Genomic DNA, 23,241 nt, shown 5'->3' on the forward strand with positions numbered 1-23,241 from the left:
TTGGCATACTTAAATAAGGCTGAAGTAACAGGACTTTTTTCCTCAAAAACGATTAGCTGGTTTGATGCGAATTAAGCCCCAGGATTTTGAAGGCTTCCACCCGGTAATTTTCTGAGCAACGATCATATTCGGTTGGATCATCGATCATACTTAGAAAATAGTATGCGCCATCTGATATTACAAAGATTACCTCAGCAGCATGTGCAGGATCATCACATTGAATTAATTTTTGATCCACGCACTCCTGGATCAAGGTTTTGAGCCACCTTCGGAGTAACAAGTGCATTTCCCTGAAGCGGGATTTGATCAGCGGATTTCTGAAAATAAGAGCAAAGCAATTATAAAAGATACTGTCATCGATATAACAATTCCATTTTTTCGAAAATATGTTATTCAACACTTTGGTAAGTCTTTCCAATGAATTGACGTCAGCGCTTTCCGGCTGATAGATTTGTTTATAACTGGTAATAATAAAGTCAATCAAACCAAGCAGCAATTCTTCCTTATTGGAGAAATAGTGGACCACGAGACTGGGGTGCATCTCTAATTCTTTTGCCACTTTTCCAAAAGAAGTATTTTCAATTCCTTCCTTGATTGCGATGTTGTAAAATGCTTCGATGATCTTCTTCTGCTGATCTTCTTTTAAACTTTTTCTACCCATAAATTGCTCAATTTTAGCTTTAAAAAAAAGTATTGTAAAAATAATTTTACTGAATGTTCAGTTTATTTAACTATGCCTTTACATGCCCTTAACATTCGACAGGTTACTTTGACATACGGGCGCTTCAGACTTTAAGAATAACAAAACACATCATTTACGCGGTAGACAAATATCAGCGGAACACATTTCCATGTTGCCCCGGAACGACTGATCATTTTCAGCGGTATACCAACCTAAATATCACAATTTATATTAATAAATGTTTATACTCTTTATACTTAATGATATTAATTATTATTGGTTGGCTTGGCGTGATTTTATGCACAATGGGCTATTTATTATTAAGTATGAAAGTTATAACGGCGGAGCGCCGTGGATTCCAGTTGTTCAATATAATAGGGGGACTTTGTCTGGTAATAACTGCAGTTTATAGTAATGATCTGCCCAATGTTGTTGCTAATCTGCTATGGATGTTTATAGGAGTATATGCTTTAGGTCGTCAGATAAGAATCAATAGAGATGCTAGAAAAGCTTGACGGATCTATTCCTAAAATTTGATAGGCTTTAACTTTATAATAATCTAGCCTTTGATCATAAACCTCTTTGTCTTTTTCCAGTGAAAGATAGAAATAAGCACCATCAACCAGGACAAAAATTAAGTCAGAAGCAGTCTGGTAATCCGGAACATTTATCAGATTGCATGTATGACATTGTTCTATCATAGATGCAAGTGCCAGCCGAAGTGAATCCAGGATAGTTTTATATTTTTCTCTTATTATTTTTTCCCTAAATGCCAAAGCGTAAAAAGTATAAAATAAGCCATCGTCAAATAATAAATTCCACTTTTTGGAAAAAAGGGTTTCAATTGTATTGATCAAGTCCGAAAGCACAATTTTTTCCTTATTTTCTATTGTAAAGATCAGTAGATATCGTTCAAGAATATAATCCATCAAAGCGTAAGTAAGATCTTCTTTGGTGGTAAAATAATGAAGTATAAGGCTGGGATTAACATCCATCACCTTTGCTATTTTCGCTATTGATGTGTTTTCGTACCCCTCTTCTCTGGCTATCTTGTAAAATATTTCTATAATTTCGATCTGTCGTATGTCTTTAAGGCTTTTTCTACCCATGTTAATAATTGTGATGAGCTAAACTACTCAAAAGGAATTTTTAATTTTAATTAATAATAGATTGATTGTTTAATTAATTTAAACTTTCTATAATTCTTGAAGGAAGATAAGGCTGTTTTTATAAGTCAATTTTGACTAATGGTCGTCAATAAAATTTGGAAATGGATTTATCACTTAACTCAAAAGGGCCGTTTCCAATTGAAAATTGTCCTTTTTTTTGTGAGATTTTGTAAGAAAATCAAAAATTGTCGAAATTTAATTCATACATCAGCTTTTGATTTTGACTTATGAAACAACCTCGTCTTCTCCTGATGCCAGGCCTGAACTTAGTAAAATGTTAATGATAATACGACATTTTTCATAGGGCTATATATAAATACTTTTAAAAAAGGAATTGTATCCTCTGTGGCTTAATTTTTTGCTAATATATCAGTATGTTTTAAGCGATTATTAACATTGATTAATTGATGAGGTCGCATTCTCTACGACCTCATCTTTCTATTAGTGTGTGTAACTAAGCAGCCATGCTTATCATCATGGTTGAAGCAACCACATTACGCCATTAATGTTATCCCCATTCGGGTATTGGCTCTTAATGGCATTATTTACATTAGTTGCGTTATTGCCAATCTCATCTGTAGGATACATCCATCTTTTAGGAACAGCATTCACCCCATTCACCTGGTTTATTATCCCCGCCCCTGCAACTTCAAAAACCGGAAAGCCCGTACGCAGGTTTTCAAAAAATGGTTGTAGCCCTGTGTTCATGAACATACTGATATATTTTTGCGTAATTATCTGTTGTATCTCGGTTCCGGCCTTTAATGGGATCACCGGCTGGCTTAAATAGGTTTGAATATCATTATCAGTGTATAACTGGCCTACGTAAGGAACCCCCTGCGCGGCAGGAAAATTATAATCGGAGAATTGCATCGCGGCCGTTATCCCTGCTGTATAATAACTATTTGCATTTCCGCTTATCCAGCCTCTTATTACCGCTTCGGACAGAATAAATTGTAGTTCGGCATAACTCATTAATACGCTTGGTTCGTTAGCGGGTTCGAAGTAATAACGGGAGTTGAATTGAGAAACGTTCCCCGATGACTGTTGTTGCTGAATAACACTAATCACGGCACTTCCCTGCACACCGTTATAAGCATTAAAATCTGTCGGAGTAAGCCCGGCTGAGGTTGCATTGACTGTAGGCGCTGCATATACAAAAAGTCTTGGATCTTTTAGCCCTTTAAGCATTTGTACAAATGAATTATCCATCAGGTAGTATATTTTGGCTTCACTACTATTATAATAAGGATATCTGCTTCCGGCAATATCATGGTACTGCAATTGTGCATTGTCGGCATTGGATGCAAACAATGGATATTTGGTTGGATTGGATACAACCTCGTTAAACCGCTGCGTGATATTAAGGGTGGCATCATTGGCATGTAACGAAAGACTCATTAATACCCTTAAATAATAGGAGTTAATCGCTTTTTTCCATTGTGTGATATTGCCGCCATATATAAGATCGTTATTAATTGCACCTCCGGCATCAGAAAGCGAATCGCTGGCAAGTTTTAAATCGTTCAATACCTGCAAATAAATGGCTTCCTGTTTATCATACGCTGGATGTAAAGCGGCCGCGCTGAAGTTGTTACTTATAAGGGATTGTTCGGCTTGCGAATAAGGCACATCTCCAAACATTTGGGTAGTGCCTACAATAAAGTATGAAGCGAAAAACTTGCCCAGGTATTTATAATTAGGCTTATTTACACGCGCAGCTTCCTGCTCCATTTTTATAACCTGGCTCAAGTTGTTGTAGTTGAAAGATCCTCTCGTCCAGCCGTAATACTGTCCATTATCTGCACTTTCACTATATACCATATAACGGCAGCTGAACTCATTCTCAACCGATATAGTCGAAAAAAATATTTGCTCAACATTAGGTAACAGGAGCGAAGGATCGGCCTGGGTAGGAAGATTCGGATTTATTTGGTAATAACTAAACTTTTTGCAAGACGAAAAAAGACATCCTAACAGCAGTAAGAAACTTAGTAACCAATATTTATTTTTCATACAATAAATTTAAAAATGAATGATTGAGATAACTGACAATTGACGTTAAAATTTAAGATTGAAATTAAACCCTATACTGCGTGTAGAAGGCGTTTCATAGCTGTCGAGCAGCTGGTCCGGGTCGGAATTTGGTAATTTAGAGAACAGCAGTAAATTATTACCAATTAATGATACAGAGGCTGATTTGAATACCTTTTGCTTACTTAGCATTTCTTTCGAAAAGGTGTAGGTAAGTGATACTGTGCGCAATTTCAAATAAGTACCGCTATAGTAAAAGTAATTGTTTTGATATGGGTTGCCACCTGTAGACTCCATATAGGAAATATAATTTACAGGAGTGGTGTTGGGCGCGTATTTTCTGGTGTCGGTAAGTAAATTTCCATGACTGTCATACGAGGCGTTACCCGAAATGACTACTTCTCCCGGAGCTATAAAAGTGCTTTTCCCTGCATTGGCATCGATCCTATATTGATTTACAGTACTAAGGGCGGTCCCGCCCCATGCCATTTTTTCATTAAGCGTAGAGTATTGCAGGCCTCCTAAACGGCCATCGACCGATATGCTGAGGGAAATATTTTTATAATTGAAAGTATTTTGCCATCCATATATCCATTTAGGGTCAGTGTACCCCATAGGAGTTGAATAAAGAGCATTTAATGGGTAGCCATTTGCTCCTACAATAAGTTTACCATTAGCCGAAAACTGACCTTCACTTACATAGAGTTTATCTATTCTGTCTCCAACTTTAAGGTATTGGCTATAGTATCCGGGGCCATAAGTATCGTTAGTTACTTTTTTGATCCATGTATGATTATTGCTGAAGTTAAAACCCGATGTCCATTGAAAAGTATTTGTTTTTATGGGGGTGCCGTTTAGCACAAATTCAAATCCTTTTTTTACAAATTCATTGGCATTTACAAGCAGCATGGAATATCCGCTTGCCTGGGAAGGTGTAATGTTTTGAAAGTTGTTAGATTCCAGATTTCTGAAATAGGTAACATCTAAATTTATTCTGTTTTTCAGCACACCTAATGCCAAACCCGATTCCCATGACTGCACAGTGTTGGGTATAAGATTAGGGGTATCATAGCTGGTTGGATAGCTAAGTGAGGATACACCGTTAAACTTGTTGGCATTACTATAAGTGTTGATGCTTGCATAAGGATTATTGGCAGTACTATAAGTGCTGATGCTTGCATAAGGATTAGTGGAGCTAATCGCACCGCTATTTACCTGTGCCCAGGTAGTGCGGACTTTTAAATATGAGATAATTTCCGGCAGTTTTAATGCGTCAGACAAGACGACGGAAATACCTCCTGATGGGTATATAAAGGCATTATTCGCAAGGGGCAATGTAGATGTCTGGTCTCGTCGTGCAGTACCTGATAAATAAATAAAGTGGTATAACTCCAGGTCGAGATTAGCATATAAACTGTTTATCTGTTTTTGATCTAAGTAGTTTGATCCTGTTATTGGATTTATGGAATTACTCAGGTAATACTGACCAGGTATGCTAAGCCCATCAGTTGAGGTGCTTAAACCTTTATCGTCATTAAAAAAGCTGCTAGCGCCTGCAATTGCCGATAGGTTAAAATTATTGCTGAACTTATGCTTGTAGCTTAGGATCAGGTCGGTAGTAATATCAAAATGAGTAGCATCAGCGGTTGAAAAATTACCATCTGGATTACCGCCTATAAGGCTGTATGGATAATCTTCGTCCTCATTAAGAGAATTTGCATTGAAACCCGAACGTAGTTTAAGAGATAAGTCCTTAGTAAATTGATAATTGAGCGATAAGTTGCCAAATGTTTTATCAGAATGATAACCGTTTAGCTGCTGATAGGCCAGAAAATAAGGGTTGTTGTAATAAGACAGGTTGTAATAAGATTGTTGCAGGCCCACCTCGCCGGGTACCCAATAATTTTTAAGGTCCCGTATATCAATATCGGCTCCCATCCACAATGCAACGTTGTAAAGTAAAGTATTTTGGCCATAGCCGGTTGTTGGAATGTTGTCACTGAATTGCCTGTTGTAACTTAATCTCCCATCAAGGGTTAGTTTGGGGGTAAGATTGTAATTGCCTGCAATAGAGAATGACGAATTATTTAAACTCGTATTGGGTACAACACCCTTTTGATAGTTGTTTGCGATCGAAACTCTAAAAAACCCTTTGTCTCCACTGGTAGTTACCGAAACACTATTGTTTGACATAATACCTGTTTGGAAAAAATTATCGACATTATTCGTACCCCTTGATATCCATGGAAGAGGCTGGTAGTGACTGGTAGCCGTTGTCCCGTTGCCCAAATCGTAGGTATACGTTACATTAGGGTTATAGGGGCTGTTAAACTGTGGCAGTTCTAAATAGCCGCTGGCTGTATTGGGGTCTTTTTGGTTAAGAGCAGGCCCCCAAATCCAACCACCGCCTTCTAATCCATTTCCACTACCATCCTGATAAGAATATATCCCATTATTACCAGCCCCATATTGAGTTTGTACTTTAGGTACTGCTAAAAATCCTGTTTGAAACATGGTAGAAGAGTTCAATTCTACATCTGTTACTCCTTTTTTGCCTCTTTTGGTAGTGTATAAAATCGCTCCGTTTATACCAATAGAACCATAAAGTGCTGCTCCGGCCGCCCCTTTTAGCACGGTAATGCTTTCAATATCGTCTGCATTTATTTTATACGGATCTGCGGTAGGATCGGGTATACCGTCTATAACAATAAGCGGCGTTTGCCCGCGTAGTGTAATGCCCGGATTTTGAAAAAAGTCAGAAGTGGTTTGTATATCCAAACCGGCCACCTGACCTACCAAACCGCCTATTGCAGTAGGCGTCTTCACTTTTGCCAATGTTTCTCCGTCCACTGTTTGTAATGCATAGGTAAGCGATTTTTTTTCCTTTTTTATATTCAGCGCCGTTACCACAACCTCAGTCAATGCTTTAGGATCTTCCTTCAGCTGGATATTGTAGTTTGCCGTCTGGCCTATTGTTATTTCCTGAGAAACAAAACCAATGAACGAAACAACCAGAACATCACCATTGTCCGCCTTGATGGTGTAATTTCCTGACCCGTCGGTCACCGTACCTTTCGCAGTACCTTTAATCTTGACCGAAACGCCTGGCAAAGGCTGGCCCTTTTCATCTGAAACCTTACCATTTATAGTAAATGAATCATTTGAAGTTATCGTAACGTTTCTTTCAACTAAAGAAATTTTGTGAGTACGCACGGCGGCACTGGTTTGCATTAAAGTAATCGCAGTTATCAGCGCTGTTATATTTACCCGTATAATTACGCTTTTAAATAACATGGGGTTACGGCAGGTAACCTTCCTCAAGCGGGTTAGGGCCAGTTGTAGATTAAGCAGTACATTGGATACCGCCTTAAAAAAAGTAAAATTCATTATATTCGTAAGATTTGAGTTAGGATTCTATTTCAATTATTCCAAATTATTTATCCCGAAAATTTATTGGGAACGGTTTGCTCAAATTATTGCCGGGATGTGCTTCGACTCACAACCCGGTTTTTTTTTGAGAACCAGCCTGTATTCTAGTTTTTGTTTATCATGTTTTTTGATTTAATGTTAGGGGATCCGGTTAATTGCTCATTTGAAATCAGGATATAATCGATTTGTCGCAACCCATTTAGAAGATGTGATTGTACTTATCACTGGGCATGTTTAAACATGCCGACTGCATCTGCTCTTGTGAATAACGGGGGCAATATCCCGATATCTTGTTAATTATATATTAGGTTATAATTAATAAATTAATTGAACGTTCAGTCAATTAATTTTAATGGCAATTCCGGCCATGATGTCAGCGAATTTGTAGAATTATAAAAACCGGATGGAGGCTTTTTGAGATTCGTTTACAGCGGTTTTTTGATTTAACTCATTTACCTTATTTCTATTGACAGTAAACGGAAAAGCCTCGTAAATTCCTCACTTGCAACAGTTTATTTTAAAATGCGATAGCACCGTACAGGAGTCGAACCACTTAATTAAGCCACTTTCAGGCTGTTTAGGAACTTTAGTTGCTCTAAAAAGTGGTTCGAATTCTGTCCACTGGGGAGAATCATAAGAATTTCACTACTCACTATTCCGTTCTCAAACTCTTCACCGGGTTTGCCAGTGCTGCTTTTATTGCCTGGAAACTTATCGTTGCGAGTGCAATAATTATTGCGGCGAGTCCGCCTGCAGCAAATAACCACCAACTGATGTTGATGCGATAAACATAATCCTGCAGCCATTGGTGCATATAATACCATGCAATAGGTGCAGCAATGGCAAAGGCGATTGCAATGAGTATGATGAATTCTTTCGAAAACAAATAAACGATATTGCCCGCACTGGCACCAAGCACTTTACGGATCCCAACTTCTTTTATCCGCTGCACTGCCATGAATGAGGCCAAACCATATAAGCCAAGACAGCTAAGGAATATCGCGATGGCTGCAAAAATTTTGTATAGCTGCGCTAATTGATTTTCCTGTTTGTAAAAACTTCCAATTTTCTCATCCAAAAACTTATATTCATAAACGAAATCGGGGAATGTTTTGTCGAATACTTTTTTAACCGATTGCATGGTAGAAGACATGTTTGTGGTTGTCAGTTTTATGCCGACCTGGTTGTACATGGCAATGTCTGTAGTGATCAGCAGGGGTGCAAGATCATTGCGGAAAGAACGGTCATTAAAATCTTTCAATACGCCAACAACGGTTCCTTTGATCTGATCGTGCCAGGTGGTCATAGGCTTGTTCAATATGTCTTCAGGTCTTTTTAATCCCAAACTTTTTACCAGGGACTCGTTCACTAAAAATTCTCCTGTGGTATCGGACGGGTGCATATTTCTGCCGGCTATCAGCGGTAATTTATAAGCGGGCACATATCCGTCGTCGGCGAATTTGGTAATAACCTCGAAGTCTGTTTGTTTTACTGCGTGGTTATACTTGATGACGCTCCACAGATCAGTGCCGTTTTCAACCGGGGTATTGGAACTAAAGCTTACCGCCTGCACACCGTTTACTGACATTAGCTGTTTCTTTAAATAACCCAGCCTGCTGAGGCGAAGACTATCCACGCGGAAAGGAACATTGATGATAGCATCTTTATCAAAACCCAGCGGTTGGTTCATAAAATAATCCATTTGCTTTACTATGATGAGTGTTCCTATGATCAGTACCTGTGCAATGATGAATTGAAATACGACCAATCCCCGCCTTAATGAAATTCCTTGTGTATTTGATGTGAGCTTACTTTTTAACGCATTAACCGGGTTGAAACGTGATAAAACAATGGAAGGATAAAAGCCAGCGAGTGCGGTTACAACGACAGTTACCGTCAAAAGGAATAAAATGATCGCCGGGTTGCTGAATATGTTGAATGCAAGCGAAAGTTCTAAAAGCCGGCCCACTGAAGGCAATGCAAAAACTGTAATAATTGCTGCAAGCATTACAGCGCTTATTACGATCAAAAATGTTTCGACGATGAACTGGATCTGTAACTGGGATTTATTGCTCCCCAAAACTTTTCGTACGCCTACCTCTTTGGCGCGGTTGACGGCCTGCGCAGTAGAGAGATTAACAAAATTTACGCAGGCAATCAACAGGATGAATGCCGCGATGAGCCACAATACATTGAGCAGTTGGTGACTGATTGTTTGGTTGCTGTAATCGCCAACCCGGGTGTCATAATGCACCGCGGTTAGTGGCTGTATAAAATGCCTGTCTTTATTGCCCGGCGATTCTACCTTGTGGGAGTAAGCTCTTAATTGCTGGTTGAAATTGTCGGCAGAAGTGTTCGGCGGCAGCAAAATATAGCAGCCAAAACCGCCTACATTTCCGTCCCAATCGGTGGATTTTGACAGGTAATCACCGGTAAAACCTGTTCCATAAGAAACAACAACTTTCAACTGAAAGTCCGTATTCGCCGGTATAGTGGCCAAAATGCCTGAAACTTTCAACACATCAACGCCGTGTTCGAACATATAGCCGCCCATTTGCAGTTTAATGGTTCTGCCCATGGCTGCTTTCCAGTCGCCGAAATATTTCTCTGCGGTTTCTTTGGTAAGCAATACGTTGTTCGGATCTTTTAATGAGGCATACGAACCCGCAAGCAAGGGGAAATCGAATATTTTAAAGAATGAAGGGCTCATGTAAAATACACCGTGCTGCTCTTTAAAGTTTTTTTCCGTATTTCCATTATTGTCAACGATCAGCAACTGATCGTCGTGACTGGCAAAGATCGGAGCTACCTGTTCTATTTGGGGAAAAGACGTTTTCAATCCTACAGGCATTGGAAAAGGGATTGCTGTCTTGTAAGAAATATTTCCTCCTTCTTCGTAACGAAATTCGGTCAGCATACGATAGGTGCGGTCCTTCTTTGCGTGGAAATTATCGAAGCTTGTTTGATATTGTATAATGATAAAGATCACCATACAAACGGCAATACCAACAGCCAGGCCTGTAACATTAATGGCGGCATAGCTTTTATTGCGCATTAGGTTGCGTCGTGCTATTTTGAAATAACTTTTAAACATTGCGTTGCGGTTTAATTTCTCCTGAGACCACTTCGGGGTGGTTTCAGGGTGTGAAATTACAGCCGCAGAGCGGGGTTGACTGCCCAAGTTATAAGATGGCTGCTCTTTTTCCAGGTCGTTTTTATATTCCAGCGGGCTTTTTCCGGTTATTTGTTTGAAAATACGGTTAAAGGTGCTTTGGGAATTGAATCCTGATTCAAATGCAATGCCGAGCAGGGTTATATGGTCATATGCCGAATCCTGCATTTTGCGGATCGCCGCCTGCACGCGATATTCGTTAATGAAATCATTGAAGCTTTTTTTAAGCGCTGTATTGAGTACCCGTGACAATTCATGAGTATGCAGGTCAAGCTGTTCAGCAAGTGAGCCCAGGCTTAATTCAGGATTCTCATAATAGCGTTTTTCTTTAACAACCTTCTTCAGCCATATGCCTTTTTGCTTTAGCTCTGCCGGCAGTAAGGGTTTTAAGACCGGTACTGTATCTGCCGGCACGCCAATTTCCGGCCTTAAAAAGGCCCTCGCCGCCATCCAGATGATCATGGACACTAAAAGGAAATACAAAGGATAGTAAGCCTGTGCGCCTAACTGGTAGTTGTAATAAAAATAGTCTGCGGCTACAAAGAGTATCCACAACAGCCATAGCAGGCCGAAACCTGTCAGTAACTTATGCAGCCACCGCAACTCGTGCCGGTACCGGTCGCCCCCATTAAATTTTAGTCGCCCGTAAAAGCGTCCTATCAGCCTGTGAGATAGGTAGAGGTAAATTATGACCGAAATAAACGCCAGCAATTGCAATACCGGGTTCAGTTGCTGAAAGGTCTGTGTATCATAAGTAGCTGTGCCGGTTTTTATACTATCCTTAACTTCCAATGCCTGGGCACCCAATTCCAGCAGTAACGGACTAAAATGCAGCAGATCCTTAGACCGGAATTTATATTCCGGCCGGGTTATTTTAAGCACATAAAAGAAAATAAGGGGACCAAGCGCAAGCGAAAATTGCAGCGGCAACCGGCTCCAATTAGTAATGTAAGCTGACAGCCCGATATCGATGCCCAATATCCTGGCTATCCACAAAACAACAACAGCCAATGCCATGGCCAGAAACCGGTTTGCAGGCTGGTTTCCTTTCCTGACGAACAATAAAAGCACGATAAAAGTCAGGTCGATAAATATCGTTCCGAAGAACGCAGCATCATAAAGGGTAATATGGAATGTATATGGTTTCAAGTAAGTTAATTAGCTCAATCGCTGTTCCAAACTTATAACTTATTGGTATATAAAAAATTGTATAGAATAAAATATGTGCATTGCAACAAAAGCGAACATCTGGATGTTCGCTTTTGAATTGCATATAATGAATTCGATCCATCTTGGAATATTGGAAATTTTAATGAAATTCTTAGGGGAATTTATTGTGACTGCCGGGTAAGCGTTTATCGAGCCAGGCTTTTAAAATAGGACCTTATACCACCGGATAAAAAAATAGCCAGATACAATGTATCCAGCTATTTTGCTCCTGAGGCTGGGCTCGAACCAGCGACCCTCTGATTAACAGTCATTTTTTGACCAATACAGTCATTTTGTATTTATTTGCTATGTATTGATAATCAATATTTTATGAATATTTCACTATCTTTTAATTTGTGATATTTTGTCTTTTATTGCCCATTTTTCTGCAAATTCTCTGCAAATAATTCAATCAAATTTTTTATCTTTGTATTAATGAAAATACTGAAAATCAGTAATTTATACTTCTTGTTGCGATGCTTATATTTTATTTGTTTCTGCAAATTTATACATTAAATTATTAAAACCATGAAAGCAGAAGTTTCTTTATACTTAGATACCAGGCGGGCGTTAAAAAGCGGCGCTTATCCTTTGAAATTACACGTTTATTTTACCGCAAAAATGGAACGGTGGTATAAGACGGATCACAAGCTAAGCAATGAGCAGTTTGAACAATCCTATTTGGCTGTCAAGCCAAGAGGTGAACATAAAGAACTTAAAATTGAGTTGGATGCCATTATACAAAAAGCCGCTGACCTGGCTAAAGACTTGGGCGACAATTTTACTTTTGAAAAATTCGAGCGTAAAATGTTCCGCTCTAAAGCAAGCACCACTAATGTAATTGAGCATTTTGCAGCCTATGTAAAAGTGCTGGATAAAAACGAACAGATCGGAACGGCCTCCAGTTACGATTGCAGCATTAGATCAATTACTGCTTATTTAAGTGAGGGTAAAAAAAATCCAGTTACACATATTTCTTTTGCCGCCCTTTCAGTGGATGTTTTAAATAAATATGAGCAATGGATGGTATCTAAAAATAATTCCAAAACCACCGTTGGTATTTATATGCGAAATTTAAGAGCGATATTTAATAAAGCTATTGCCGCCGGTGATGTTTCCCCCGAACTATATCCCTTTAAAACCTATAAAATCCCGAACGGCAAAAATGTAAAAAAGGCGCTTGAAACATCTGATCTGAACGCTTTGTACACTGCGGATGTTGCTAAAGATAGCTTTATGGAAAAGGCCAGGGATTTCTGGTTTTTTAGTTACCAATGTAACGGCATGAATTTCAGGGATATTGCAGAACTAAAATTTAAAGATATCCATGATACCTATTTTTCATTTTTAAGGCATAAGACAAAAAATACCACAAAGGAAGACCCGACACCTATCGTTGTCCCCTTGACCAGCTATATCAAAAATTTCATTGAAAAGTATGCCAACAAAAAAGACAAGCCTAATGATTATGTATTTCCTATATTCCAGGCAAGTATGTCGGCCAAAGAGCGGCATCGGGTTAATCAAAATTTTATCCGCTTTGTTAACCAGCACATGCAGAAGCTGGTCGATCAGTTAAGCTTGTCATTTAAGTTAGGTACAATGGTGGCCAGGCATTCGTTTACTACACAGGCTACCCGTACAATGGGCTTGGAATTTGCGCAGGAAGCTTTAGGACATACTACCATGAACACGACACAAAACTATTGGAAAGGCTTTGAAAATGTGGCCAAAAAGAATATGGCAGAAAAGCTCATGGATTTTTTAGAGAAATAATTTTTAAAGTTCACTTTTTGTGAACTTATACTTATCTTTGTTTGAGAAAATGAAAGTCCATCTGATCAAAAAACAAACTTTAGAAGATTTTGCACACAAGCACCCAAGAAGTAAAACTTCACTTGAAGACTGGACAGAAAAACTAAAGCTTGCAGACTGGGAGCAGCCTGGTGATATGAAACAGACCTATAACACTGCTGACCTGTTAGGTAAAAGTAGTAGCCGGGTTGTTTTTGATATTGCCGGGAATAATTACCGAATGATCTGCAAATATGTTTTTGGGATAAAACAGGCACATTTATTTATCTGTTGGATGGGAACACATGCGGAATACGATAAGATTTGCAAACAGGGTGACCAATACACAATTAATCTTTATTAACATGGAAGCAACCACAATAAAATATACCATCATCAGGAACAAAAATCAATACGAACAATATTGTAATCAACTGGAAGTTTTACTTACCCAAGAAAATAATGAGCCCCTACAGGATGAAGTCGATCTATTGACGCTGCTAATTGAAAAGTACGACGAGGAACATAATACATTTAAGGAAACTGACCCAATTACTTTGCTACGCTCATTTATGCAAGATCATCATTTGAAATCGCAAGATATGACAGATATATTAGGAATTGGCAAAAGCTATGTATCTGATATTTTGAATTATAAAAAGGGATTATCTAAAGAAGTAATAAGAAAGTTAGCTGACTATTTCAAAGTAAGACAGGAAGCATTTAACCGCCCATATAAATTGGTTTCCCCTGTAAACTCACACCTGCGTAATGCCAGTGTAATGAATACGACAAAACAACTCCAATACGCTAAATAGAATATACTTTACTTCTTATGTAATGATAAGACCTAAAAAATGGGTCTTATCGTTACACAAAAGGTAAACACCTATTTGCTCTAATTAGCCGGTATGCCAGTTACTCCGCAGAAAGCTAATGAACACCCATTCCTTATTTACCGCTTAAGCAACCAACAGCGCAAGCCGGGTAAATAGTCAAGGCCGGGTAAGCCGCTAAAAAACAAAACACAACTGCCCGCTTGTATAGCCTTTACTTTTTATCCCGGCGGTGGGCTATCTTCGCTGGTGTGGTGAATATGGAATTGTTAAAAACGCATGGAATAGTAATGTATCGGCTCTGCCGTTAAGATTGATTCTTAAATTCTTTCATTTAACTTCCTGTACCTGCAAATTAAACCCAGCTCCAAGCCCTTTAAATTGCACCCACTTAGCTTCGGTAGTTTTTCGATGATAGCTTGATGCGAGTAATCCTGCTGAAAATTGCACGTTCCCATGTTGAGATAATGTTTTTCCTGCTATCCATTCCAATGAAATTAATACTTCTCCTTTTAATAAAAGCCTGTAAGGGGTCAGGTCTATTTTATAATTCCCAGCATTATTGCCAATAGCTATTAATATATTTTGTTTTAGTAGGTTTTCCGATGGAATGCCGTTTTTAATAGCATAAATATTAAACCTGAAAGTGGCACTATCAAGTCGCAGATAGGAGATATTGAAATTAAATGAGCGTAACAGCATATTTCTTTTTCCTAATGAGACTTTTACTCCTACCTCACTTCCAAGATCTTTTAAAGGAAAGCCAACGCTAAAAAATTTTGATTTACTGGTGTTACCCACTGTTTTGACACGAACTTTTTTCGCTTGTATAACAACTTCCTGTAATTGATTTTCCTGTTTATTAAGTGTAATTACGGATTGACTTGATAAAAGTGATGATAGTTCCTTCACCGTAAAGCTTTTTGATTGATAGCCCAATGATGATATGCGGACAATATCATTAGCTAACGCTCCATCTACCGATAGCGAAAAAATTCCGGCGCTATCTGCTACAGTACCGTTATCGCCTGCCGGAATACCTAAACTTGCATAAGATACAGGCCTATTATTACTTTCCGCTGCTACGATTTTACCTTTTAGCAAGATGCGACCTGATGCACCTGTGATTTTTAATAGAGCCTTGTTAAATGTAGTTGCTCCCGTATGTTCTGATAATACAGCCCCTACTGTATTATCAAATGCTGTTTTTTTATCACCTAAATACTGACTAAAGTAATCAAGAGTCAATTTATTTACCAGTTGATAAATTTGTTTATTGCCAACCGCCCCGAAATTTGCAAGGCAACTAAAATCCTCATGTTCGGCATTGAGCAATCTGGTGTATCGATTTTTTATACCATTTGGTATTGGTAACCTATAAATACTATCGGCAGCTCCGTCATTGTCCTTATTATCACTTCCCAGATAAGCATATGGCAATTGCAATGCCGAGGGGACAAAGTATTTGTTTTTTCTTATTTCGTTAAAGTCTTTATCCCCTTCTTTATCTTCACCATAAGCGTGCATTTCTGACCCATCAAGTGAAAGCATGGCTTTTACAGATTGGTTATGCATGGATAATAATATCCCGGCCAGCCCTCCATAACTGTAACCGATCAAACCAATTTTTGATGTATCGATATTTTTGTTGTCCATGTGTCGCACCGCAAAATCAGCATCTTTAACCTGCTCAAGTACATCGGGGTACTTTGTGGTCATGTTGCCTGGATAACGGCCTATTGAACTGATGGATATTACGATATAACCATTACTTGCCAAAGTTTCAAACAGGGGAACGTTTTCATAACTCATGCCATTATAGGCTGCCATGTAAATAATTAGGGGAAACCTACCTTTTATTTCTTCTGCATTAGGGTAGCTCATTGTTTTTGAATAGCCACTTGAGTTTTTGTCAGCAATAGTGAAATGTTGCATCAACTCATCGGTTAATCCGTTATATTTTATACTATCTTGAAAACTGTTAGCCCTTCTTTCATTTAAGGACACGAAAAAGCGAAAGGCCAAAGGGGAATTATTTGAACTTACTTTAGCCGGATACCATACATCCATTTCTACAGGTCGAAAGAAAAGAGCGTTTTCTTTACTAACTCCTGGTTTATATTTTCTTGAAGTATCTTTTAATTTATACTCACGATAACCAACACGATATATGCCTTTAGATTTTTTTTCTATATCTGTTTGACCAAAGGCCGTGTACACAGATAGATTTATCATAAGGAAAATATTTAAACGCTTTTTAGTGAGCAAATTTGATAAGGTCATGAGTGTGAGTTTCTAAATAATAAATGTAAGCATTAATAAAGTAAAGAAACAAAGGATTTAGCCGTTAAATAACTGGCAATATGTTAATTAACATAATTTAACTTTTTGTTATTTCAAATTCCACTATTTCTTATGTGATCATATTTCATGAATGATCGTATCAATTGGTAATTTTAGATAGGAGAAATATATTGAGAATTAATTAACATGTTTACCATTAATAAACGCACCAAAAGCGCAAGGCGGATGAAAGGTCAAGGCCGAAGCACCGCTAAAAAACAAACAACGCTGCTTCGTTTATATAGCCTTGAACTTTCAATCCGCCGGTCGCTAACTTTGCCGGACGCGGTGAAATGAGGATGTTTTTATTTGTGGGCGGGGCAAGGGCAAGTGTGTTGCGAAGCTTCACTCTTGCCGTGTCATGTATGAACCTGCTTTGCCTGAATGGGGGGCTTTTATCAATTAGGCTGGTTTTTTAATGCTTTCAAACTATCCGCTTCTCTTTCAAGTTGTTTAATGCGCAATTCCGTTACCTGTTCTTTTTGATATCTTTCTATGCTGTCCGTCCTATAACTATTAATATCGGCTATCTTAAAACTATCAAGGTCGTTAACCATATCCTGTTTGCCTATTTTATTCTGTTTAATATAATTCCAGTACCACGAATTACGGTATCGGGTATTTTCGTTATTCATATACCAATAACGGAAACCAAACCAGCAGATAATGCAAACCGTTAAGGCCAGGGCTGTTAAAATCATAAAACGTTTGCCCATAATCTTTAAAAAGCTTTTACCGCTATCCTCCGGCAATACCAGTATGCGGTTTTTGGTGAATAGGTCATTAAGCTGCCTTTGTACAGCATTTTTTATGGTGGTAAAACCATCAGCCACAATATTGTGTACTGGTAATAATTCCGGCGCGGGCGCTGTTACCTGTATGTTCTCTATCTTGCTTTTAAAGCCATCTACTTTTTTATATAGTTCATCAACTTTTGCAGGTAATACTTTAACCACCTCTTTTACAGCCTGTAATTCCTTGGTAAAATCCTCCATCACTGAATTAAAATTTGTTTCGTTTATCATAATCTAAATCCTCCCGATTGTTTAATTTCCTGTTTATCCTCTTGTTGTTTTTTCAATTGTTCTTCTTTTTGCGATCTTAAAATCGTTTCCCTGAGTTGTTGAGCCAGGCTTGGCTTTTGTTGTTCCTCTTGCTGCATCTGCCTGTTTTGTGCCAATTGCTTTTCAATTTTCAATAATGGATAACCAACCTGACTGCCTTTAAACCTGACCGCTTGCGCATCTGTAAAAGCGATACCCCTGCCCAATTCGACTTCATAACCTTTTGCAGTAATCTTATTCTGAAATTCTTTCATTGTTGTGGATTGCTTTAAGAATTTAGCAATAGCCTCTTTTAATACGTCTTTACGAATGTCCTGACGTGGCAACATCCTTTCTTCTTTAGACAGAAACTTACGTGGGCTAAGCACTTGTTCCAATTGATGCTTCTTTTCCATACTTCGGCAAAAGTTTGCCATCCGTTTATAGTTGTTGCTATCGGAAACCGTTTTGGCATCATAACCAACCCTATTAGCCACAACATGTAAATGCTGGTGCTGCTGGTCGGAATGCTCTATAACCACATACTGGTTATTTTCAAATCCAAAGTCTTTGGCCATCTGCTTACCAATGTTAATTTTATCCTGGTTAGTTAACTGGTCTGAATGGGCAAAGCTTAAAGAGGCATGTAGTACTGGTTTAGATAGCTTTGGGTTTAAATACCGCACGTCATTGAACTGCTGTATTAATTCTTTTTTATTACCGAAGCATTGATTATAACAAATAACCTGCGCCTGCTTTTTCTCCTGTTCTATTTCCTGCAAAGCTTTACTCTGTTGTAATCTGCCTTCATGCAAGTAGTTCAAACATCCCCGGAAACTTTTACCTGTGCTTATCTTACCAATCATTGTAAATAGGCCTTAATATCCGTAACTACCTGTTGCAGGTTTGTACTTTGCTGGTTGAGCCTTGCACGTTCAAGTACGCTTAATTCATCAAAGCTATTTCGCTTTTTAGCGATCTGGTTAAGATTGGCGGCTATGTGGTTTAGTGTTCCAGTTAACTGTAATACCTCTCGATTCAAAGTTTTAACCCTGATTTTTACCGCTCCTTTCAAGCCCATTTCCCGCAAGTATTCCGATACGCTTAAACCAACCTGTTTAGCCTTGTTCTCAATCTGCATCCCCTCAAAAAAGGAACACTTAACGGAAAGTGTTCGCAATCGCTTTATTTCTTTTGGCGGCCTGCCGCCTTTGTTATTTTTTGGCTTTTCAAACATCTTTAAATCCTTTCCTGTCTTAAAAATCCCCCCATGAATGCGATAGCATGAATGGGGCCAGCAAGTTTTGGTAACACCAAAACATAGCTGGCTCCCACATCCGGGCTAACGCCCGTCGTGGTATCCCGATACGAAGTATCGGGGATTTATGGCTCTTCTGTCGGTTTGATTTTGATTTCGGCTAAAGCCGGAAATGCTTATTTACCTAAATAGTCTTAGACCCTTTTCGAGAAATACCCAACTGTTGTACCGCTTCTTCTCTGATCTCATCTGCTGTCTTCTTCCTACCAGACTTAATCCATTCAGTTAATTCGGATCGATAGAAGTATAGCCGCTTGCCTCGCTTGTTTACAGGAATTTCTTTACGACATACTTTACTGTACACGGTTGGCACTGCCAAGTCTAAAAATTGGGCGGCCTGAGTGATAGGCATCAGCTCTTCCAAACTCGGCTGCTGTTCCTGCTGCCGAAGTAAAAGCTGTTCGATACTTTCCAGTTTATCCTGTAGTTTACTTACCGCTTGGGGTAATTGATCAAAAGTGATTGTTTCCATTGCACATTAATTTTGTTTAATGCTGCAATGTTAGGGAGGTGCTTTGTAGGGTTACAAGTAGGTAAGGCGTAACCTTACAGTAACCCCCTCATTTTTTGTTATCTTTTGTTACGAGCTGCTGGCAGAATAAGAAATTTATCCTCTTTTAGTTCAATTTTCAAGATAGGGGATTTGCAGGGTCGGGTCTTAGTTGACATTAGGCTGTTCAGGTACCCCTCTGTTAGTTCTTTTGGTTCAGGCTGGTTGGCTAAATACACAAACTTAGGGGCTATCCATTTTTCCAAATCTACCATCAGGCAACCAACGATCAGATTTGCATCATAGAGTTGTTTGAAAGCATCGGCCAACTGGTTGGCAAAACCCCGGAATACTAAAGGCCTTTCGGGAACTATATCCGTTAACAGCAATTTTTCAAGTTTAGGATAATCTTCGGGGATAAAGTAGCCATTAAACAAGTCCAGCAATTGCAAGGCTACGCCCTCCTTAAATGTCGGGTATCGGCTGATTATTTTGAATGAAGTTGGCAGTTCTTCGGGTATTACTGTCGCCTCTGATATTTCAAGTTCTGCCGCTTCAATTTGTTCTTTTGATTGCAGTTTGGCTTGTATTAATTTCTCAAGATCAAAATTTTCACGTTTCTCCTTAGTTGAGTTTTCAGTATCGTGTATTAATTCCATCAGGAATTTTTCCCGAAGCTTAACAGAATCACCCAGATCTTCAGCAAACTTCGCGGTTACTTCTATATCAGCACTATCAGGTTGCAGGTTGTTGACAATAAATAAATATTCCAGTCGGACGGTAATAATGAAAGAGCGGTGATAAACCAGATTCATCTCCGAATAATGCTGGTGGTAATTACCCCAAAACTCCTTAAAGCGTTTGCGGACTTTGGATAATTCGGCCAGTTGGAGTAGGATACGCTCTTTGTTTAAGGTCAGCAGGTCTATTAAGGCCATGTCCTTTAATACTCTTAGTTCGCTTCTATAGGAAAAGGAGTCATAATATTGAGTTTCATAGGTCAAGTCATAAGCTTTTACACGCTTCTTTTCATTCGTTCCCGATTCCAGTTGAATATTATCCTCGATAACCCGTAGATTGAAAGTTTGGATGCGGATCAGAAATTCTTTTAGATGCTGCATAACTTGATTGTAGTGAAATTAAGCCTTTTACTATAGTCAGATTCCTTTAAAGGAACGTAATCGTGCATTTTTAAAGCATGAACAAGCCAGTTAAAATCAGCTATTATAAGCTTAATGCCTGTATAACAGCAAAGTTATGCAAAATGTTGTTTGTATCTATTTTGGTCTTTTTTCTGCAAATTTTCTGCAAATAAAAAAACCCCACTCGCCAGAGTGGGGTTAAATCATTGATTTTCAGGCTCCTGAGGCTGGGCTCGAACCAGCGACCCTCTGATTAACAGTCAGATGCTCTAACCGGCTGAGCTACTCAGGAATCATTTTCCGGTTTGGAGTGTGCAAAAGTATGATTTCTGAGATAATTTCGCAATGATTGTACAAAAAATATTTTCATTTTTTACTCATTTGACATAAATGGCTGATTTTGAGTTTTCCCCGGCCTGAAAATATTTTTAATGAGAGTATATCTATCTGGCAGGTTAACAGCATATTTTTTATCACGGTTACAGAAAAGCTTTATTTCCGGGTTAATTTCACAATATTTGCGACAAAAAAATTAAAACCCTCTTTTAATGAGCTTAATAGTTATTGGTTCTGTAGCCCTTGATGACATTGAAACCCCATTTGGTAAAGCTGATAAAATTGTAGGCGGCGCTGCACCGTTTGCTTGTCTCGCTGCCTCTTACTTTTATGACAAGGTAAAACTGGTGGGCATCATCGGGAAAAATTTTCCTAAATCAGAAATTGGTGTATGGCATAATCATCATATCGATACCGAAGGACTTCAGGTCGATGAAGAACGGCTGAATTTTTATTGGTCTGGTAAATATCATACCGATATGAATAGTCGCGACACTTTAGAAACCGGCTTAAATGTATTGGAAGATTTTGACCCCATAATACCAGAGGCGTACCAGGACTGTGAATACCTGATGCTGGCCAATTTGGCTCCGTCTACACAGCAAACTGCCATTAAAAGATTGAAGAAACGTCCTAAGTTGATCGTAATGGATACCATGAACTTTTGGATGGATATTGCATTGAATGATCTGCTGGAAACCATAAAATTGATTGACGTATTAACTATTAATGATGCCGAAGCACGTCAGCTATCTGGCGAATACTCGTTGGTTAAAGCTGCCAATAAGATCTTATCAATGGGCCCAAAATATCTTATCATAAAAAAAGGCGAACACGGTGCTTTATTATTCGGTGAGGGAAAAATATTTGCGGCCCCAGCCCTGCCGCTTGAAGATGTGTTTGACCCTACAGGCGCTGGCGATACCTTTGCCGGCGGATTTATCGGTTATATGGCTAAAGTTGGTGAAGTAAATTTTACTAACATGAAAAATGCGATTATCTATGGTTCGGCATTAGCTTCATTCTGTGTAGAAACGTTCGGAACTGAAAAATTGAAAAATCTAACAAAACAGGAAATCGACGCAAGAATAGCGCAATTTGTTAGCTTATCTAAGTTTGAAATTTTATAAACTGTAGGCATCAGGTGTCAGAAATCTTATTCTGACACCTGACATCAGCCTTCCGACTTTAAATCAACTTTCCTATCGGATCAAAATGATCGAATACCCATTCATCGTGCGGAGCATCAGCTAATTCGTGAGTGAGATCCTGCCCTGCCCAATGTTCATAGTGTTTACCATTGCGCCATAAGCGGCTTCGGCTTACATCATATATCAAACCTTTATAAGCTATCCATACTTCGGGTTTATCCTGTCCGTTACGTAAGGCTAATTGGGCACGGCTGTAAACAGGCAGGTCACTCATAAAATGTTTATATTACATTAGGGCTTTGCCTTCAAAGTTAGAGTTTTTAGGTAAAATTATTGGCGTTGTTGAATAACAAGCCAGAACTAAAATCCCCTAAAAACCAAAGAACCTGCCGTAGCAGGTTCTTTGGTAGTATATATGGAGTTGTCAAATAATAAATTAGTCTTCGGCGTACACAGGCTTCTTGATTCCGTTATCATAAGCTTTCAGGTTTTTCTTCAAAAGCTTGCGTGCGACGTGTATTCTTGTTTTTACAGTACCGATAGGGATACTGAGGTGATCAGCTATTTCGTGATATTTATGTCCCTCAAAGTACATGGTGAATGGTACATAATAGTCATCCGGCAATCTATCCAATGCTTTTTTGATATCATCCATCACAAATTTGGACTCACCACTGTTTTTTGTTGAACTGAAAACCAAGTTGGCTGAAGATATCTCTTCGGACTTGGTAACAAAAGTGCTCATTTTAACAAAACGGCGATAGTTGTTAATGAAAGTGTTTTTCATGATCGTATATAACCATCCTTTCAAATTAGTTCCTTCTTTAAACTTATTGTAATAAGTTATGGCCTTCAACATTGTATCCTGAACAAGGTCGTTAGCATCATCTGCGTCTCGGGTAAAGTGAAGTGCATATGACCTCAGTGAAGTTGCCTGACGCAGTACCATGGTGTTAAACTCGATTGTTGTCATTCTTGTTAAGTTTTGTACACAGGATAAGACAAACATGATACCGTTTTCTAAAACGGCCGTTTATATACCTTAAACATGCCGGTAAAAGATCACAGCGAAGCGCAATCGCGCAAGAAAAGA

18 protein-coding genes and 1 tRNA gene are annotated in these 23,241 nt (G+C 38.7%); 5 read left to right on the top strand and 14 right to left on the bottom strand.

Annotated elements, in window-relative coordinates; all coding sequences use genetic code 11:
* Positions 1-52: 52 nt before the first annotated feature.
* A complete protein-coding gene (locus ACPPVU_RS22330; RefSeq protein ID WP_426668950.1) occupies positions 53-661 on the bottom strand; it encodes a TetR family transcriptional regulator in 609 nt (202 codons plus the stop codon).
* 347 nt (positions 662-1,008) lie between these two features.
* Here ACPPVU_RS22330 and ACPPVU_RS22335 point away from each other — a divergent pair, with 347 nt between their 5' ends.
* Positions 1,009-1,197, top strand: a complete 189-nt coding sequence (locus ACPPVU_RS22335; protein WP_426672218.1) for a CBU_0592 family membrane protein — start codon at positions 1,009-1,011, stop codon at positions 1,195-1,197.
* On the opposite strand, the gene ACPPVU_RS22340 is transcribed toward ACPPVU_RS22335, so the two are convergent.
* The 4 genes from ACPPVU_RS22340 to ACPPVU_RS22355 all read right to left on the bottom strand — a co-directional run bounded on the left by ACPPVU_RS22340 (position 1,153) and on the right by ACPPVU_RS22355 (position 11,635).
* On the bottom strand, positions 1,153-1,791 hold the full coding sequence (locus tag ACPPVU_RS22340; RefSeq protein ID WP_426668951.1) for a TetR family transcriptional regulator: 639 nt from the start codon (positions 1,789-1,791) through the stop codon (positions 1,153-1,155). The two genes, ACPPVU_RS22335 and ACPPVU_RS22340, sit on opposite strands and share 45 nt — an antisense overlap.
* Before the next feature lie 534 nt (positions 1,792-2,325).
* A complete protein-coding gene (locus tag ACPPVU_RS22345; RefSeq protein ID WP_426668952.1) occupies positions 2,326-3,867 on the bottom strand; it encodes a SusD/RagB family nutrient-binding outer membrane lipoprotein in 1,542 nt (513 codons plus the stop codon).
* Between the two features lie 45 nt (positions 3,868-3,912).
* Positions 3,913-7,272: a SusC/RagA family TonB-linked outer membrane protein gene (locus tag ACPPVU_RS22350; protein ID WP_426668953.1), complete on the bottom strand. Its 3,360-nt coding sequence runs from the start codon at positions 7,270-7,272 to the stop codon at positions 3,913-3,915.
* Positions 7,273-7,966: 694 nt separating this feature from the next.
* The gene (locus ACPPVU_RS22355) at positions 7,967-11,635 is read right to left on the bottom strand and encodes an ABC transporter permease (RefSeq protein ID WP_426668954.1); all 3,669 of its coding nucleotides are present in this window, start codon (positions 11,633-11,635) and stop codon (positions 7,967-7,969) included.
* Positions 11,636-12,223: 588 nt separating this feature from the next.
* Between ACPPVU_RS22355 and ACPPVU_RS22360 the strand changes: the two genes are divergently transcribed.
* From ACPPVU_RS22360 to ACPPVU_RS22370, 3 genes are read left to right on the top strand one after another with little or no spacing between them, the layout of a single operon-like run.
* A complete protein-coding gene (locus ACPPVU_RS22360; protein ID WP_426668955.1) occupies positions 12,224-13,471 on the top strand; it encodes a tyrosine-type recombinase/integrase in 1,248 nt (415 codons plus the stop codon).
* Positions 13,472-13,520: 49 nt separating this feature from the next.
* On the top strand, positions 13,521-13,853 hold the full coding sequence (locus tag ACPPVU_RS22365; protein ID WP_426668956.1) for a type II toxin-antitoxin system HigB family toxin: 333 nt from the start codon (positions 13,521-13,523) through the stop codon (positions 13,851-13,853).
* Between the two features lies 1 nt (position 13,854).
* Positions 13,855-14,307 carry a helix-turn-helix domain-containing protein gene (locus tag ACPPVU_RS22370; RefSeq protein ID WP_426668957.1) on the top strand — a complete coding sequence of 151 codons (453 nt, stop codon included), beginning with the start codon at positions 13,855-13,857 and terminating at the stop codon, positions 14,305-14,307.
* Positions 14,308-14,655: 348 nt separating this feature from the next.
* Here ACPPVU_RS22370 and ACPPVU_RS22375 read toward each other — a convergent pair whose 3' ends face one another.
* The 7 genes from ACPPVU_RS22375 to ACPPVU_RS22405 form a co-directional block, all read right to left on the bottom strand.
* Complete coding sequence (locus ACPPVU_RS22375; RefSeq protein WP_426668958.1) at positions 14,656-16,560, bottom strand: carboxypeptidase-like regulatory domain-containing protein; 1,905 nt, start codon at positions 16,558-16,560, stop codon at positions 14,656-14,658.
* Positions 16,561-17,066: 506 nt separating this feature from the next.
* On the bottom strand, positions 17,067-17,693 hold the full coding sequence (locus ACPPVU_RS22380) for a hypothetical protein (RefSeq protein ID WP_426668959.1): 627 nt from the start codon (positions 17,691-17,693) through the stop codon (positions 17,067-17,069).
* Positions 17,690-18,577 (bottom strand): relaxase/mobilization nuclease domain-containing protein, encoded by an 888-nt coding sequence (locus ACPPVU_RS22385; RefSeq protein ID WP_426668960.1) that lies wholly within the window; start codon positions 18,575-18,577, stop codon positions 17,690-17,692. The genes ACPPVU_RS22380 and ACPPVU_RS22385 overlap by 4 nt, the downstream gene beginning before the upstream one ends.
* Positions 18,574-18,948, bottom strand: coding sequence for a plasmid mobilization protein (locus ACPPVU_RS22390; protein ID WP_426668961.1), 375 nt, complete (start codon positions 18,946-18,948; stop codon positions 18,574-18,576). Before ACPPVU_RS22390 ends, ACPPVU_RS22385 begins: the two co-directional genes overlap by 4 nt.
* Positions 18,949-19,153: 205 nt before the next feature.
* Positions 19,154-19,501 (bottom strand): helix-turn-helix domain-containing protein, encoded by a 348-nt coding sequence (locus ACPPVU_RS22395; RefSeq protein WP_426668962.1) that lies wholly within the window; start codon positions 19,499-19,501, stop codon positions 19,154-19,156.
* A gap of 98 nt (positions 19,502-19,599) precedes the next feature.
* Positions 19,600-20,640, bottom strand: a complete 1,041-nt coding sequence (locus tag ACPPVU_RS22400) for a hypothetical protein (RefSeq protein WP_426668963.1) — start codon at positions 20,638-20,640, stop codon at positions 19,600-19,602.
* Positions 20,641-20,879: 239 nt separating this feature from the next.
* Positions 20,880-20,953: transfer RNA gene (locus tag ACPPVU_RS22405), tRNA-Asn, on the bottom strand.
* Positions 20,954-21,209: 256 nt separating this feature from the next.
* Between ACPPVU_RS22405 and ACPPVU_RS22410 the strand changes: the two genes are divergently transcribed.
* Entirely contained in the window at positions 21,210-22,127 is a 918-nt protein-coding gene (locus ACPPVU_RS22410; RefSeq protein ID WP_426668964.1) for a PfkB family carbohydrate kinase, read from the top strand.
* Positions 22,128-22,185: 58 nt separating this feature from the next.
* On the opposite strand, the gene ACPPVU_RS22415 is transcribed toward ACPPVU_RS22410, so the two are convergent.
* Positions 22,186-22,422 (bottom strand): cytochrome b5 domain-containing protein, encoded by a 237-nt coding sequence (locus ACPPVU_RS22415; RefSeq protein ID WP_426668965.1) that lies wholly within the window; start codon positions 22,420-22,422, stop codon positions 22,186-22,188.
* A gap of 162 nt (positions 22,423-22,584) precedes the next feature.
* A complete protein-coding gene (locus ACPPVU_RS22420) occupies positions 22,585-23,121 on the bottom strand; it encodes an RNA polymerase sigma factor (protein ID WP_426668966.1) in 537 nt (178 codons plus the stop codon).
* Between the last annotated feature and the right edge of the window lie 120 nt (positions 23,122-23,241).

This window comes from Mucilaginibacter sp. McL0603 (assembly GCF_049992945.1).
In the GTDB taxonomy this organism is placed as follows: domain Bacteria; phylum Bacteroidota; class Bacteroidia; order Sphingobacteriales; family Sphingobacteriaceae; genus Mucilaginibacter.